This is a genomic window from Kosakonia quasisacchari, from assembly GCF_004331415.1.
Lineage (GTDB): Bacteria > Pseudomonadota > Gammaproteobacteria > Enterobacterales > Enterobacteriaceae > Kosakonia > Kosakonia quasisacchari.
In genome coordinates this window covers 117659-132721 of the sequence record NZ_SJOP01000012.1, presented here as the reverse complement: position 1 = coordinate 132721, position 15063 = coordinate 117659, and the positions used below count along the sequence as shown (strand labels likewise).

General features: G+C 55.4%; 17 protein-coding genes. 9 read left to right on the top strand and 8 right to left on the bottom strand.

Going from position 1 to position 15063, the window contains the following annotated elements:
• The first annotated feature begins 48 nt into the window (after positions 1-48).
• The gene (locus E0L21_RS14580) at positions 49-474 is read left to right on the top strand and encodes a hypothetical protein (RefSeq protein WP_131410679.1); all 426 of its coding nucleotides are present in this window, start codon (positions 49-51) and stop codon (positions 472-474) included.
• A gap of 4 nt (positions 475-478) precedes the next feature.
• Here E0L21_RS14580 and sanA read toward each other — a convergent pair whose 3' ends face one another.
• The 4 genes from sanA to E0L21_RS14560 all read right to left on the bottom strand — a co-directional run bounded on the left by sanA (position 479) and on the right by E0L21_RS14560 (position 3427).
• Complete coding sequence (gene sanA / locus E0L21_RS14575) at positions 479-1198, bottom strand: outer membrane permeability protein SanA (RefSeq protein WP_131410677.1); 720 nt, start codon at positions 1196-1198, stop codon at positions 479-481.
• A 121-nt stretch (positions 1199-1319) separates the two neighbouring features.
• A complete protein-coding gene (gene cdd, locus E0L21_RS14570; RefSeq protein WP_131410675.1) occupies positions 1320-2207 on the bottom strand; it encodes a cytidine deaminase in 888 nt (295 codons plus the stop codon).
• Between the two features lie 129 nt (positions 2208-2336).
• A complete protein-coding gene (locus tag E0L21_RS14565; RefSeq protein ID WP_131410673.1) occupies positions 2337-3032 on the bottom strand; it encodes a CidB/LrgB family autolysis modulator in 696 nt (231 codons plus the stop codon).
• The gene (locus E0L21_RS14560) at positions 3029-3427 is read right to left on the bottom strand and encodes a CidA/LrgA family protein (RefSeq protein WP_131410671.1); all 399 of its coding nucleotides are present in this window, start codon (positions 3425-3427) and stop codon (positions 3029-3031) included. The genes E0L21_RS14565 and E0L21_RS14560 overlap by 4 nt, the downstream gene beginning before the upstream one ends.
• A 220-nt stretch (positions 3428-3647) precedes the next feature.
• On the opposite strand from E0L21_RS14560, the gene dusC reads away from it, so the two are divergent.
• From dusC to E0L21_RS14540, 4 genes are all read left to right on the top strand, one after another.
• The gene (dusC, locus tag E0L21_RS14555) at positions 3648-4598 is read left to right on the top strand and encodes a tRNA dihydrouridine(16) synthase DusC (protein WP_131410669.1); all 951 of its coding nucleotides are present in this window, start codon (positions 3648-3650) and stop codon (positions 4596-4598) included.
• 189 nt (positions 4599-4787) lie between these two features.
• The gene (bglG, locus tag E0L21_RS14550; RefSeq protein ID WP_131410667.1) at positions 4788-5621 is read left to right on the top strand and encodes a transcriptional antiterminator BglG; all 834 of its coding nucleotides are present in this window, start codon (positions 4788-4790) and stop codon (positions 5619-5621) included.
• A gap of 126 nt (positions 5622-5747) precedes the next feature.
• The gene (gene bglF / locus E0L21_RS14545; protein WP_131410665.1) at positions 5748-7604 is read left to right on the top strand and encodes a PTS beta-glucoside transporter subunit IIABC; all 1857 of its coding nucleotides are present in this window, start codon (positions 5748-5750) and stop codon (positions 7602-7604) included.
• A gap of 15 nt (positions 7605-7619) precedes the next feature.
• A complete protein-coding gene (locus E0L21_RS14540) occupies positions 7620-9011 on the top strand; it encodes a glycoside hydrolase family 1 protein (RefSeq protein ID WP_131410663.1) in 1392 nt (463 codons plus the stop codon).
• A 34-nt stretch (positions 9012-9045) separates the two neighbouring features.
• Here the strand turns inward: E0L21_RS14540 and E0L21_RS14535 are convergent, their stop codons facing one another.
• The gene (locus E0L21_RS14535) at positions 9046-9960 is read right to left on the bottom strand and encodes a LysR family transcriptional regulator (RefSeq protein ID WP_131410661.1); all 915 of its coding nucleotides are present in this window, start codon (positions 9958-9960) and stop codon (positions 9046-9048) included.
• A 73-nt stretch (positions 9961-10033) separates the two neighbouring features.
• Between E0L21_RS14535 and E0L21_RS14530 the strand changes: the two genes are divergently transcribed.
• Positions 10034-10990: an MBL fold metallo-hydrolase gene (locus E0L21_RS14530; protein ID WP_131410659.1), complete on the top strand. Its 957-nt coding sequence runs from the start codon at positions 10034-10036 to the stop codon at positions 10988-10990.
• 40 nt (positions 10991-11030) lie between these two features.
• On the opposite strand, the gene yohP is transcribed toward E0L21_RS14530, so the two are convergent.
• Positions 11031-11114, bottom strand: coding sequence for a small membrane protein YohP (yohP, locus tag E0L21_RS14525; protein WP_000698460.1), 84 nt, complete (start codon positions 11112-11114; stop codon positions 11031-11033).
• 109 nt (positions 11115-11223) lie between these two features.
• Between yohP and E0L21_RS14520 the strand changes: the two genes are divergently transcribed.
• A complete protein-coding gene (locus tag E0L21_RS14520; protein ID WP_131410657.1) occupies positions 11224-11997 on the top strand; it encodes an SDR family oxidoreductase in 774 nt (257 codons plus the stop codon).
• Here the strand turns inward: E0L21_RS14520 and E0L21_RS14515 are convergent.
• Positions 11994-12578, bottom strand: a complete 585-nt coding sequence (locus E0L21_RS14515; protein WP_131410655.1) for a DedA family protein — start codon at positions 12576-12578, stop codon at positions 11994-11996. The two genes, E0L21_RS14520 and E0L21_RS14515, sit on opposite strands and share 4 nt — an antisense overlap.
• A 170-nt stretch (positions 12579-12748) precedes the next feature.
• On the opposite strand from E0L21_RS14515, the gene E0L21_RS14510 reads away from it, so the two are divergent.
• Complete coding sequence (locus E0L21_RS14510) at positions 12749-13336, top strand: Yip1 family protein (protein WP_131410653.1); 588 nt, start codon at positions 12749-12751, stop codon at positions 13334-13336.
• A 170-nt stretch (positions 13337-13506) separates the two neighbouring features.
• Positions 13507-14451 (top strand): D-alanyl-D-alanine endopeptidase, encoded by a 945-nt coding sequence (pbpG, locus tag E0L21_RS14505; RefSeq protein ID WP_131410651.1) that lies wholly within the window; start codon positions 13507-13509, stop codon positions 14449-14451.
• On the opposite strand, the gene E0L21_RS14500 is transcribed toward pbpG, so the two are convergent.
• Positions 14452-15006, bottom strand: a complete 555-nt coding sequence (locus tag E0L21_RS14500; protein WP_131410649.1) for a GNAT family N-acetyltransferase — start codon at positions 15004-15006, stop codon at positions 14452-14454. It abuts the gene before it with no gap.
• Positions 15007-15063 lie beyond the last annotated feature (57 nt).

Here is a 15063-nt window from a genome sequence, read left to right as displayed (position 1 = left end):
AAAGAATGAATCTGTGAATGAGGTTGTATCCGCAGCTCAGGGGCGCTTATGAATTTTGTTTATTTTACTGTTGATAATCTACCGCATGAAAAAAATACTCCTGTTAACTTCTCTCTGAAAAATGTCGAACTGTTGCGCGATGGCGACGTGATTGCCTCCCTCGGCGATCTCAAAATCACGTCCTTACCCTTTTTCTATTTCTGCCCGGTACCTACTGGCTTTCGCAAAATAGAGTTCAGGATGAAGAACAGCCCGCCAGCACGGATTGTGTGTAGCGCAGGGTATTTAAAAAGCGGGGAATACCTGGTTAATACGCCGGAAGGGGAGAAAGCATTGTCCTTCAACGCGCTAAATGGCCAGTGGACGCTCGACAGAGCCAGCCGTGCGGCTATCGATCACCGCCATTTTGTTGAGCGCGGCTTTACGCTTGTCCGTCCAATGAAAACCAACAGTCGCAACGCGTCAATTAACTGACGCTTCAGTTTTTTCCTTTCTTTTGCATATCGATAAGCTGCTCGGCGGTGACGGCCGGGTAGCCTTGCGCATCGTCCGGCACTTCCTGCATTGACGGAATAGGCACCAGCGGGCCGAGGAAGCGCGGCTCACGCTTGAACATATACAGATCGGCAATCGTGCCCAGCCGCGCGCCAAATTCGCGCACGCGGACGCTCCACATATCTTTCGGCGAAGGCACGGCGTAACACTGTGCCTGGATGCCCATATGCTGGGCGATAAACAACGCACGTTCGCAGTGGAAACGCTGGGTAATGATAATGAAGTCGTTGGTATCGAAGACTTTACGCGTGCGCACAATCGAATCCAGTGTGCGGAAACCGGCATAATCCAGCACGATGTCGGCAGGATCGACACCAGCGGCGATTAAATCCTTACGCATGGTCATCGGTTCGTTGTAGCTTTGCAGGGCATTATCACCGCTCAGCAACAGGTAGTTTACCTTGCCGCTGTTATACGCATTAAGCGCGCCCTGAATTCGGTAGCGGTAATATTGATTGATAACGCCAGTACGGTAGTACTTTGCGGTGCCGAGGACGACGCCGACCTGCCGCCAGGGAAGATCCTGCAAGTCGTCGTAAATATAGGGGGCGGTTTTCCAGCTCATCCAGCGGTCTAAGCCAAGCGCAGTTAACAGCAGCAAGCCGATGAGGACTAACAAGCTGTAAAAAAAACGCTTTAACATGCAGCAGACTCGAACAGGATTAGAATGTCCCTCAGGCTACTTTACCCGTGCGGCAAGCGCAAGAAACCACGGTTCAATTGCGGGGTTTTTCATCACTGCGGGCGCGAACCCGCAGCGTGAGTTATTTACTCAGCAAAACACGTTCAACCTTCTCACATCCCAGTGCGCGCAGTGTGGCGGTGGTGGCATCCCATTGGGTGAGCGGCGCATCGGCGCGTTCCGCCAGTACAGCACGTTGAATATCCGAGTAGTCGAAGCCGCCAAGGCTCAGCAGATTCAGTGCGCCTTGCAATGGTGGCAGCGTGGGGTTGAATGCGGCGTTTTCCGCGTAGCTACCGCTGAAGATACGCCCGTCGCGACAAAGAATTGCCACGCCCGACGGCGAATGGGTGTAGGGCGAGTGGCTTTTATTGGCCGCGTGGATTGCCGCCTGTGCCACGTCATCACCGTGCAGTGAAAAACCGTGGTTCTGTTGGTCCATTAACAGCGTTTTGATGTCGAGATCTTTTGGTCCAAACGCATCCGGCAGGTAATCGCCTAGCGTATGCGGCGCGCGACCCGGCAGGTTAATGCGCAGAGTCAGGCCGCTGTTCAGTTCATTCATAAACTGGCGGCAGTGGCCACACGGCGTGTAGTTGACGGTCACGGAAGAGAGCGCTTTTTCCCCGCGCAGCCAGGCGTGGCTGATGGCGCTCTGCTCGGCATGTACGGTTTGTTGCATCGTTGCGCCAAGAAACTCCATATTGGCGCCGAAATACCATGTTCCGCTGATGCCACGCGCAATCGCGCCCACGTTGAAGTGGGAAAGGTCGGTGCGGGCGCAGGCGGCGGCGAGCGGCAGTAACGCAAACGCCAGCGCGTCCTCGTCCAGCCCCGTCGCGCTTTGCAATGTTGCCACCTGCTCTGCGCTCAGCATGGCGGAGAAATGCTTATCCGCCAGCAGAGGAGCCAGTGCGGTCTGTAAATTCTCCGCAAGCCCGGAAAAAGCAGGGTGAAAACGTGAATGCATAGCTGTGCCTCATAGCAGTGTATTGGAATCGTAGTTTACGGGGCCGCATAGGCTCTATGTGTGATTCACTTCACACTGTATGTGCAACTTATGAAACTCAAATTAAAAATGCGCGACGTATCGCAAATTTTAACCCAGCAACGCGAGGATAACCGGGAACAAAAACGGCGCGGCCAGCGAGGTGATAATCCCGCAAATCACTAATGCCAGCGAACTGAACGCCCCTTCCTGATAATCCAGCTCGGCGCAGCGCGCGGTGCCCAGCGCATGCGAGGCGGTTCCCATCGCCAGCCCGCGTGCCGATTTCGTGGTTATACGCATCAGGTTCAGCAGGGTATGACCGAATACTGCACCCAATACGCCGACAAAGATCACGCACACTGCGCTGATTGCCGGGATGCCGCCAATGCTGCCACCAACCGCCATCGCAATCGGCGTGGTAACGGATTTCGGTAATATCGATGCCGCAATTTCCGGTGTCGCGCCCATCAGCAGCGCAACGGCGGTACCGGAAAACATCGCCACCATGCTGCCGATAAAGCAGATAGTAATAATTGATTTCCAGCGGGCGCGAATCTGATGTAACTGCTCATAGAGCGGAAACGCCAGCGCAACAACGGCAGGTTGCAACAGATCGTTAAGGACCTTACTGCCCTGGAAATAGTGGTCATACGGAATACCCGTCACCAGCAGGATCGGGATAATCACCACCATCGCCACCAACAGCGGGTTGAGCAGCGGCAGCTTGAAACGCGCGGCGAGTTTACGCGCGGCGAAAAAAACTGCCAGCGTCAGCGGTAACGACCACCAGATATACGTCATCATTCTTTGCGACCTTTTTGTCCTGCCACTTTGCGCTCGCCATGCACCAGATGGGTGCTCCAGCTCACCACCAAAAAGACAATAATTGTGCTCACCGCGCAGGAAACAATAATGGGGCCGAACTGCGCACGCAGCAGGTCGTAATATTGCATGACGCCAACGCCAATGGGCACGAACAGCAGAGCCATGTAACGGATCAAAATAAAGCAGCCCGGATTTACCCATTTGGCAGGCAGAATTTGCAGCGCCAGCAGCACGAACATAATCAGCATGCCGATAATGCTGCCAGGAATGGTAATGGGCAGCAGCGATGAAACAAAAATGCCTGCGTAGAGACAAGCGTAAATAAGCACAAACGCACGAAGATACTGCCAGATAATATTCAGTGAGTTACTCATGGTGAAAGCCCTTGTCGAAACGCATTCATCATACAATTAAAGCAAAAAACGTGCTACTGATCACATCATGAATTATGAGCATACCAAACATTCCATTCAGGAACGTTATGCATTCCCACAAGATTTAGCGCCACACGTAGCCCAAAGTGTAGTGAAGAAAGGCACTTTCCACGCCTGAACAGAGACGCTACTATGGCGCCTCTTTTTTGCGGGGCGATATATGCGTGTATTACTGGCGCCGATGGAAGGTGTGCTCGATTCGCTGGTGCGCGAGCTGCTGACCGAGGTTAACGATTATGATTTGTGCATCACCGAATTCTTACGCGTGGTGGATCAACGCCTGCCGGTAAAATCCTTCTATAAAATCTGCCCTGAGTTGCACCGTCAAAGCCGAACGCCTTCCGGTACGCTGGTGCGTATTCAACTCTTAGGGCAATACCCGCAGTGGCTGGCTGAAAATGCCGCGCGCGCGGTTGAGCTGGGCTCCTGGGGGGTTGATCTCAACTGCGGTTGCCCGTCGAAGCTGGTCAACGGCAGCGGTGGCGGTGCGACGTTACTCAAAGATCCTGAGCTTATCTATCGTGGTGCAAAAGCGATGCGCGAAGCGGTGCCGTCGCACCTGCCGGTGACGGTAAAAGTGCGTCTTGGCTGGGATAGCCCTGCGCGCGCGTTTGAAATTGCCGATGCGGTACAGCAGGCCGGCGCCAGCGAACTGGCGGTACACGGGCGCACCAAAGAAGAGGGTTACAAAGCCGAGTGCATCAATTGGCACGCCATCGGCGAGATCCGTAAGCGGTTAACCATTCCGGTGATTGCCAACGGCGAGATTTGGGACTGGCAAAGTGCACAGGATTGTATAGCCGTCACCGGCTGTGATGCGGTGATGATTGGCCGCGGCGCGCTGAATGTGCCGAATCTGAGTCGGGTGGTGAAATATAACGAACCGCGTATGCCGTGGCCGGAGGTTGTCGCGTTGTTGGCGAAATATTCGCGGCTGGAAAAGCAGGGCGATACCGGCTTGTATCACGTTGCGCGCATCAAACAGTGGCTGGGCTATTTACGCAAAGAATATCTTGAGGCCTGCGAGCTGTTTACTGAGATCCGCACCTATAAACATTCCGACGATATCGCGCAGGCGATCTCTCGCCAGCTCACCCGCGTTTGCGGCTGACGCGAACCGATTACAATATTCATTAACTGAATATATCGTATGATGGCGATCACATTTCACTGGCTGTCTCGTTGTTCGCTTCAATACAGCTAGTTTAAAGTGCGAGCGTGGATTGTTACTGCGCAAGCAGGCGAAACCTGATCATCTGGCAACTGTCGGAGGTCAGGTTTTTTTATTTCCGGGGTCGGAATGAATATCACCAAAATATTAAACAACAATGTCGTGGTGGTGCTGGACGAGCAGCAGCGCGAACAAGTGGTGATGGGCAGGGGAATTGCTTACCAGAAACGTCCCGGCGATCAACTCGATGAACGCAGTATCGAAAAAGTGTTCGCCTTGCAGAGCGATGAGCTGGTGCGGCGTCTTGGCGAGCTTCTCAGCCAGATCCCGCTGGAGGTAATGACCACCTGCGATCGCATTATTGAGCTTGCCAAAGCGCGGCTCGGGACGTTGCAGGAGAGTCTCTACATCACGCTGACTGACCACTGTTTTTTTGCCATTGAACGGCAGAAAAAGGGCGCGGTGGTGCGCAATGTGCTGTTGTGGGAGATAAAACGCCTCTACCCGAAAGAGTTTGAACTGGGTCAGCAGGCGCGGGCGATCCTCGCCCAACGTCTTGGTGTGGAGCTGCCGGAAGATGAGGCGGGGTTTATTGCCCTGCATCTGGTGACGGCGCAGTTGAACAGCGAAATGCCTGAAGTGATGCATATCACCAAGGTGATGCAGGAAATTCTGCATATCGTGAAGTATCAGTTGAAGCTGGAATACGATGAAGAGTCGCTGAGCTATCACCGCTTTGTCACGCACCTGAAGTTTTTCTCCCAGCGCATGCTGAGCCGCACGGTGGTGGAAGACGATGATTTGTCGCTTCACCAGGCGGTCAAAGAGAACTACCGGCTGGCCTGGCAGTGCGCGGAAAAAGTGGCGCGCCACCTGGTAAGCAATTATCAGCGCCCGCTGACCACAGAAGAGATTATGTTCCTCGCTATTCATATTGAGCGAGTGCGCAAAGAACGGCGCTAAACGCGCTTTACGGATTGTTACTGCAAGCATAATGCAGGCAAAACCTGAGTCCGACACCGAGAGGTGCCGGTCTCAGGTTTTTTTTTACTCAGTCAACGCCTTCGGGCATGAAGTAAGGAACGCAGCATGGAATATCAAGCGCTGGCAAAAGAGATCCTCAGCCACGTTGGCGGCAAGGAGAACATCACAAGCCTGGTGCACTGCGCTACGCGGTTGCGCTTTAAACTTAAAGAGATGAAAAAAGCCGATGCCGAAGGCTTAAAAGCCAACCCCGGCGTGATTATGGTGGTGGAAAGCGGCGGTCAGTTTCAGGTGGTCATTGGTAATCACGTTCACGATGTCTGGCAAGCGGTGCGTAACGAGGCGGGCTTAACAGACGATACCCCCGTGGCGGCAGGCGATGATAAAGGCAGCCTGTTTGGCCGCATGATCGATATCATCTCCGGCATTTTCACGCCGTTTATCGGCATTCTCGCGGCTTCCGGGATCCTCAAAGGTCTACTGGCACTGGCGGTGGTTTGCGGCTGGCTCACGACCACCAGCGGCACGTACAAAATTTGGTTTGCCGCCAGCGACGCGCTCTTTTTCTTCTTCCCGCTGATCCTCGGTTACACCGCCGGGAAAAAATTTGGCGGCAACCCGTTTATCACTATGGCAATTGGCGGGGCATTAACCCACCCGCTGATGATAAGCGCCTTTGAGGCGGGCCAGGCGAGCGGGGCGGTGAGTGAAACCTTCCTGGGCATTCCGGTCACCTTTATTAATTACAGCGGTTCGGTGATCCCCATTATTCTGGCCGCATGGGTTAGCTGCTGGCTGGAAAAGCAGGGCAACCGCTTTCTGCATGCGTCGATTAAGAACTTCTTCGCGCCACTGTTTTGCATTGCCATTACCGTGCCGCTGACTTTTCTGGTGATTGGCCCGGTCGCCACCTGGCTTAGCCAGATGCTGGCGCACGGCTACCAGGCGATTTACACGCTGGCGCCGTGGCTGGCGGGCGCGGCACTCGGCGCGCTGTGGCAGGTCTGTGTGATTTTCGGTCTGCACTGGGGGGTGGTGCCGTTGATGATCAACAACCTGGCGGTCTTCGGTCAGGACACTATGCTGCCTATCCTGCTGCCAGCGGTATTAGGCCAGGTGGGGGCCACATTGGGGATCTTCCTGCGCACCCGTGATGGCCGACAGAAAATGTTGGCGGGTTCCGCCATCGCCGCCGGTATCTTTGGTATTACCGAACCGGCGGTCTACGGCGTAACGCTGCCGCTGCGTCGTCCGTTTATTTTCGGTTGTGTTGCCGGGGCGATTGGCGGCGCGATTGTCGGTTTTAGTAACAGCCATGTTTACTCCTTCGGTTTCCCCAACGTCTTTATGCTGGCGCAGATGATCCCGCCGGGCGGCGTTGACGCCACGCTGTGGGGCGGCATTGTGGGTAGTGTGGTCGCGCTGACGCTCTCTTGCGTACTGACGTTTGTCGCCGGTCTGCCAAAAACGCCCGTCGCCGCCGAGCCGGTTGACGTTGTACCCGCCAAAGCCAATGAGATCCTTGCGCCAATGAACGGCAGCGTGCTGGCACTCGACCAGGTGCCGGACACCACGTTCGCCAGCGGTTTGCTGGGTGAGGGCGTGGCGATTATTCCAGCCGATGGCCGGGTAGTGGCGCCGTTTGCCGGTGAAGTGGCTTCGCTGTTTGAAACCAAACACGCCATTGGCTTGCTCAGCGATAACGGCATTGAAGTGCTGATCCATGTCGGTATCGACACGGTGAAACTCGACGGTAAACCGTTTATCGCCCATGTGCAGGTGGGCGACAAAGTGAAAGCGGGCGATCTGCTGCTGGAGTTCGATCGCGAGGCGATTATCGCTGCCGGGTTCGATCTCGCCACGCCCATTATCATCAGTAATAGCGACAGCTTCGGTGGCATCAGCACCGTGGCGTCAAGTTCAGTTCAGGCCGGTATGCCGCTGCTTGCGGTTGCGGGCTAATCAAAGGAGAAAGTGATGAAAGCATTTCCGAAAGCGTTCTTGTGGGGCGGCGCACTCGCGGCCAACCAGGTGGAAGGCGCGTATCTTGAAGGCGGGAAAGGTCTTTCGACCTCCGACGTACAGCCAAAAGGCGTGTTCGGCGATGTCGTCGAACGTGTGCCGGGTGACAGTGCGCTGAAGGATGTGGCGATCGATTTCTATCACCGCTACCCGGAAGATATCGCCCTGTTTGCCGAGATGGGTTTTCGCTGCCTGCGCGTGTCGATAGCCTGGACGCGCATCTTCCCCAACGGCGATGAAACCGCGCCGAACGAAGCGGGGCTGGCGTTTTACGACAAGCTGTTCGATGAGCTGGCAAAACATGGCATCACACCGCTGGTGACGCTCTCCCACTATGAGATGCCGTGGGGGCTGGTGAAGCAGTATGGCGGCTGGGGCAACCGCAAAACCATCGGCTTTTTTGAGCGTTATGCGCGTGCGGTGTTCACGCGTTATGCCAGCAAAGTGAAGCTGTGGTTAACCTTTAATGAGATCAACATGTCGCTGCATGCGCCGATGACCGGCGTCGGCCTGCCGGAAACCAGCAGCAAAGCGGAAGTGTACCAGGCCATTCATCACCAACTGGTGGCGAGTGCGCTGGCGGTAAAAGCCTGCCACGAGATTGTCCCCGACGGCAAAATCGGCAACATGTTGCTGGGTGGTTTGATGTATCCGCTGAGCTGTAAACCGGAAGATGTGCTGGAAGCGCTCCAGCAGAATCGTAGCTGGGAATTCTTTGGCGATGTGCAGTGCCGTGGCGCGTATCCGGGCTATATGCTGCGCTATTTCCGCGACAACAGCATTCACATTGATATCACCGATGCCGATCGCGACGCGCTGAAATCGACCATCGATTTTATCTCCTTTAGTTACTACATGACTGGCTGTGTCACCACCGATGAAGAGCTGAACCAGAAGGCGCGCGGCAACATTCTCAGCATGGTGCAGAACCCACACCTGGCGAGCTCAGAGTGGGGCTGGCAGATTGACCCGATTGGTCTGCGTACACTGCTGAATATGCTGTGGGATCGCTGGCAGAAACCGCTTTTCATCGTTGAAAACGGTCTGGGCGCGAAAGATAAAGTGGAAGCCGACGGCAGTATTAACGACGATTACCGCATTGCTTATCTCAACGATCACCTGGTGCAGGTGCGCGAAGCGATTGATGATGGTGTCGAGGTGATGGGCTACACCAGTTGGGGGCCGATTGATCTAGTCAGTGCCTCCAAAGCGGAGATCTCCAAGCGCTACGGTTTTATTTATGTTGATCGCGATGATAACGGCAACGGCACCCTGGCACGCAGCCGTAAGAAAAGTTTTTACTGGTATCGCGATGTCATCGCCAGTAACGGTGAGAGCCTGAAATAACACGCGCTCTGCCCGGCCAAACCGGGCAGAAACGTCAGTTAAAGCGTTTAGCGATAAACTCTTTCAGCCACATTACCGCCGGATCGCTGCTGTGGCGCTGATGCCACAGCATCGCCAGCTCAATCGGTTGTACATCCAGCGGCAGCGGGCTGCTCGCAAATCCTCGTGTGCGTTGCCACTCCTGCGCCAGGCCTGCCGGTACGGTTGCCAGCGCGGGCAACGTCTCCAGCAACCCCGGCAGGGCGGCGAAATGCGGCGTGGTGTAGTGGATGCGGCGCTGATGGCCGGTTTTTGCCAGCAACGTGTCGAAGTGGCTGCTGGTGGCTTCCCGGTAGCTGACCATTAAATGCGGCTGTGCGGCAAAGGTGTCGATATCCAGCGGCGCGTTCAGCGCCAGCTGTTGCGGGTGCCAGAGCGTGATAAACGGCATGGTGGCCAGCACTTCGCGCTCCAGCCAGCGCGGTCCGGCCTCGGCGACGCTTATCGCCATATCCATCTCGCCGCCTTCCAGCCGACCTGCATCGCTGAACGGATCGCTGGCCACCACATTCAGGCGCATGCCGGGCGCAGCCTGTTGCAGCGCCGGGATCAGCTTCGGCATCAACCACATTTCCACCCAGTCCGCCATCCCGAGCGTTAGCGTAACGGTCGCTGTTTGTGCATCAAACGCCGTTTGCTGAAACAGTGCGCTTTGCAGCTGCTCCAGCAGCGGTAGCAGCTCGGTGTGCAGCTCCACGGCGCGGGCGGTGGGTTGCATTTTATGGCCGCTACGAATAAACAGCGGATCGTCAAACAAGGTGCGCAGGCGCGACAGCACCCCGCTCACCGCCGGTTGACCCAGATGCAGCTTATCGGCCGCCGCAGAAACGCTCTGTTCGCGAAACAGCACAGCAAAGGCGATCAACAGGTTAAGATCGATTTTGCGGAAATCATTCTCTTTGATAGTCATTATTGCTCCAATCAATTGGAGTGATAGTAGCCGTTGCCGGATACTGGCGCAACGAAAACGACTGGAGAAGAGTATGAAACATTATCCACTTCTGTTCGCGCTGGCGACGGCGGGTTTGAGTTTTGGCGCGATTGCCGCCACACCGCTCTCAACGCACCAGCCGCAAGCGCCGGGTTTTTACCGTATGGCAATGGGCGACTGGCAAATCACCGCCGTTTCCGATGGCACCGTTGCGGTCCCGTTCGACAAACTGCTGACCCATATCACCCCGGAGCAGTTGCAGGAACGGATGGCGCAGGCCAGCCTGCCGGTCAATGCCGAAACCTCGATCAACGCCTTTGTGATTAATACCGGCAAGCAGTTAATTCTGGTGGATGCGGGTGCCGGGTCGTTGTTTGGCAACGCGGGCGGGCATCTGCCGGAAAACCTGCGTGCGGCGGGCATTGACCCGGCCACCATTGATACGGTGCTGTTAACGCATATTCATGCCGATCACTCAGGTGGCGTGCAGCGCGACGGCAAACCGGTGTTCACCAATGCCACCGTGCGGGTCGATCAGCGTGATGTTGATTTCTGGCTCAACCCGGCGCATGCAAAAGAGGTCGAGGAGGGGCAACGCCACACCTTTGCGGAATCGGAACGCTCGCTGCGCCCGGTGATGGATGCCGGCAAACTCAGCACTTTCCGCGCGCCGACGCAAATTATCCCCGGCATTGAAGCGATCCCGGCGCCGGGTCATACGCCAGGCAGCGTGATTTACCGCGTTACACACGGCGGTAAGACGCTGATGCTGTGGGGCGATATTATTCATGCGCATCCGGTGCAACTGCCGCAGCCGGAAGTGGCGATCCATTTTGATGTTAACCAGCAGCAAGCGGTAAAAACCCGTGAAAACGTGCTGGCGCAGGTCGCGCGTGAAGGCGACTGGGTAGCGGCGGCGCATATTGCTTTTCCCGGCATCGGTAAAGTGATGAAGGCGGATAACGGCTATCGCTGGGTGCCGGTGAATTACAGCGCGCAGGGGAATTAACCCTGAATGCCGGGTAGCGGGTGCTACCCGGCGGCACATTTTAGAAGATCATCTTAAACACGCCGGTGACCACCAGCAGACCAATCAGAAAGATAATCAGGATTGCCCAAAGCAGTATCTTCATCATTTTCTTCGTCCTTTTTATATGCAGGTAGTTAAAAGCGTAGGCAATCTCACGGCTTTGTGCCTTTTTCCTATACTTACCTGTCTATTTGTTAACCAGAGGACGACCTATGCCTGTAACGAAAGTTGCGATTGTGACCGCCGCCGATTCCGGGATTGGTAAACAGTGTGCGCTGATGCTGGCGGAACAGGGATTTGATATCGGCATCACCTGGCATTCAGACGAAAACGGCGCGAAAGAGACCGCTTTACATGTTGAGGATCTTGGGCGGCGCGCAGAAACCATCCATCTCGATCTCAGCCAGTTGCCGGAAGGCGCGCAGGCAATTGAGACGTTGATTTCCCGCTTCGGGCGAATTGATGTGTTGGTGAATAACGCCGGGGCGATGAGCAAAGCTCCGTTTCTCGATATGCGGTTTGAAGACTGGCGCAGCATTTTTACCGTGGATGTCGACGGTGCGTTTCTCTGTTCGCAAATCGCCGCCAGGCACATGGTGCAGCAGGGGCAGGGCGGGCGCATCGTCAACATCACCTCGGTGCATGAGCACACGCCATTGCCGGACGCCAGCGCTTATACCGCCGCGAAACACGCGCTCGGAGGCTTAACCAAATCAATGGCGCTGGAGCTGGTGGATCACAACATCCTGGTGAACGCCGTCGCGCCGGGGGCGATAGCCACGCCGATGAATAACATGCGCGATGAAGATGCAAAACCGGGTTCGTTGCCCATTGTTCCGCTGACAAGACCGGGCACCACCAAAGAGATAGCCAGCATGGTCGCCTGGCTCTGTTCAGAACATGCCAGCTACACCACCGGTCAATCAGTGATCATTGATGGGGGGTTTATGCTGGCGAACCCGCAGTTCAAACCGAAAACGGCTTAGTCGTTTGACGCGTTGCGCTGGCGTTTTTTCCGCCGATGATGGAACCACCAGCGCAGTGCAACCACCAGCACGATGGCGAGAATCAGCCAGATCCAGCGTTTTACATGCTGGTCGAACTGGTGCAGCCACGGGCCAATTACTTCCCCGCCCACGTAGCCAAGCGTGGTAAACAGCAGCGCCCAGACGATGGCCCCAACGATGTTGAGCGGCAGAAAGATTCTTGGTCGCAAACGGCTGGTACCAATCAACAGCGGGCCAATAATGCGAAAGCCATACATAAAGCGTGAGCCGATAACAAACAGGTAGGGATGGCGGCGAATAAGCGATTGCGCCTGGTGGATTTTGTCCCGGTGGCGGGAGAAGCGGCGCAGGATTTTCGTGCCGTAGCGTCTGCCGACGAGATAAAGCAGCTGATCGCCGATCATGCCGCCGAGCGCCACGGATACCACCACTAGCCAGAACCGTAACAGCCCCTGATGCGCGGCAACACCGCCCAGCAGGGTAATTGTCTCCCCTTCAGCCACACTGCCAATCACCAGCGCGGCGTAGCCATACTGGCTAATCAGATGATTGATATCCATTGTTTTTACGTCCTCCCGGTAAAACGCTTATAAGCATACACCCGATATCGCGCCTTCGCCGGAATGACGCCGTTTCGTTGTCGCAGCATTTCTGTTGCTGTACAAAAAATAATCTAAATAGTGAATTATACTGACAGTGTCGATGTTCGGGCTTTCAGCGAGGGGGCGTTATGAACCATGTCTGGGGACTCTTTTCCCATCCCGACCGTGAAATGCAGGTTATCAAAGGCGAAAACGAGACAATTTCGCATCACTACACCCACCATGTATTAATCATGGCGGCGATTCCGGTTGTTTGCGCGTTTATTGGTACCACGCAAATTGGCTGGAATTTTGGCGAAAACAGTGTGGTGACGCTGTCATTGTTTACCGGTTTCTATCTGGCGGTGCTGTTCTATGCGTTGATGCTGGCAGGCGTGGCGGTGATGGGCCGCGTTATCTGGTGGATGGCGCGTAGCTTGCCGCAGCGGCCTTCATTAGGGCGCTGTATGGTGTTCGCAGGTTATGTGGCGACGCCGCTGTTTCTCAGCGGGATTGTGGCGCTCTATCCGCTGGTGTGGCTCTGCGCACTGGTGGGGACGGTGGCGCTGTTTTACACCGGTTATTTGCTGTATGTCGGTATCCCGACCTTCCTGAATATCAATAAAGAAGATGGGTTGAGTTTCTCAAGCTCGACGCTGGCGATTGGTGTGCTGGTGCTCGAAGTGCTGCTGGCGCTAACGGTTATCCTGTGGGGTTACGGTTACCGCTTGTTCTAAACCTGTTGCGTTGCTGGCGTAAATGCCGGCAACGCAAACTCTCGCAACGATTATCCTCTGGCGACAACCCTGCATGGCGGCTATTATGCCCAAGCCAGCTCTGTTATTGCTCCGGCTGACAGAAGCGGTGTGCGTAATAACGTGCGTGAATAATTTTCAGAAGTCTCACCATGCAGAAATTTCGAGTTTCCTTATTAAGCCTGGCTTTATTACTGGCTGCGCCCGTGGCGCCGTTTGCCGTCGCGAAAACCACAGCGGCGACCACCGCCGCACAGCCTGAAATCGCTTCAGGTAGCGCGATGATTGTCGATCTGCAAACCAATCAGGTTATCTACTCCAGCCACCCTGATCTGGTGCGTCCTATTGCTTCCATTACCAAGCTGATGACGGCGATGGTGGTGCTGGATGCGCACCTGCCGCTGGATGAGAAACTCAAAGTGGATATCAGCCAGACGCCGGAGATGAAAGGGATTTACTCTCGCGTGCGCCTCAATAGCGAAATCAGCCGTAAAGATATGCTGCTGCTGGCGCTGATGTCCTCGGAAAACCGCGCGGCAGCAAGCCTGGCGCACCACTATCCGGGCGGTTATAACGCCTTTATCGCGGCGATGAACGCCAAAGCGAAAGCCTTAGGCATGAGCAATACGCGTTATGTTGAACCGACCGGTTTGTCGATTCATAACGTCTCGACCGCCCGCGATCTGAGCAAACTGCTGATTGCCACCAAACAGTATCCGCTGATTGGTCAGCTCAGTACCACGCGTGAAGAGATGGCGACTTTCGCTAATCCGGCGTATACGCTGCCGTTTCGCAATACTAACCACCTGGTGTACCGCGATAACTGGAACATTCAGTTGACCAAAACCGGCTTTACCAATGCGGCAGGACACTGCCTGGTGATGCGCACCGTGATCAACAACAAACCGGTGGCGCTGGTGGTAATGGATGCGTTTGGTAAATTTACCCATTTTGCCGATGCCAGCCGTTTACGTACCTGGATTGAAACCGGCAAAGTGCAGCCAGTTCCGGCGTCTGCATTAAGTTATAAGCGCCAGAAAGCGGCGCAGATGGCGCAAAACCCGTCTGCGGGTGAGCAGACCGCGCAAAACGATTAATTATTCCGGCAGCGTCCAGTCACCGTCGTTGAGTGGACGCTGCATAATCAGCGTATCCCGCCAGTCGCCTTTCTTGTAGCCGACGCTTCTCAACTGCCCGGCAATCTCAAACCCGTGCTTTTTATGCAGCCGCAGTGAACCGGAATTGTTATTGCCATCGCCAATCACCGCAATCAGTTGCCGCCACGGCCCTTCTTCGCAGCGTTCGATCAACGCGCTCATCAACGTACTGCCAATGCCGCGCCCGGTCATGCTGGCATCCACATAAATGGACTCTTCGAGCGTATAGCGATACGCCTCGCGCGGACGGTAATAACCGGCATAGCAATACCCGACCACAATGCCGTGATAGAGCGCAACCATCCACGGTAAACCCTCTTTAGCAATATGGTTCATGCGGGTGCGCATTTCATCAATGGTTGGCGGAACTTCTTCGAAGGAGGCGCGACCGTGCAGGACATGCCAGGCATAAAGCGAGGCAATGGCGTGAACATCTTCAGGGCAGGCGTCGCGCACTACCACCGCAGGACCGGATAAGATATCGACAGCTGACATGACGGGTGTGCTCCTTCAAAGCGGGCGGCCATAGAAACGTTTCTATGGCGCTGTTCG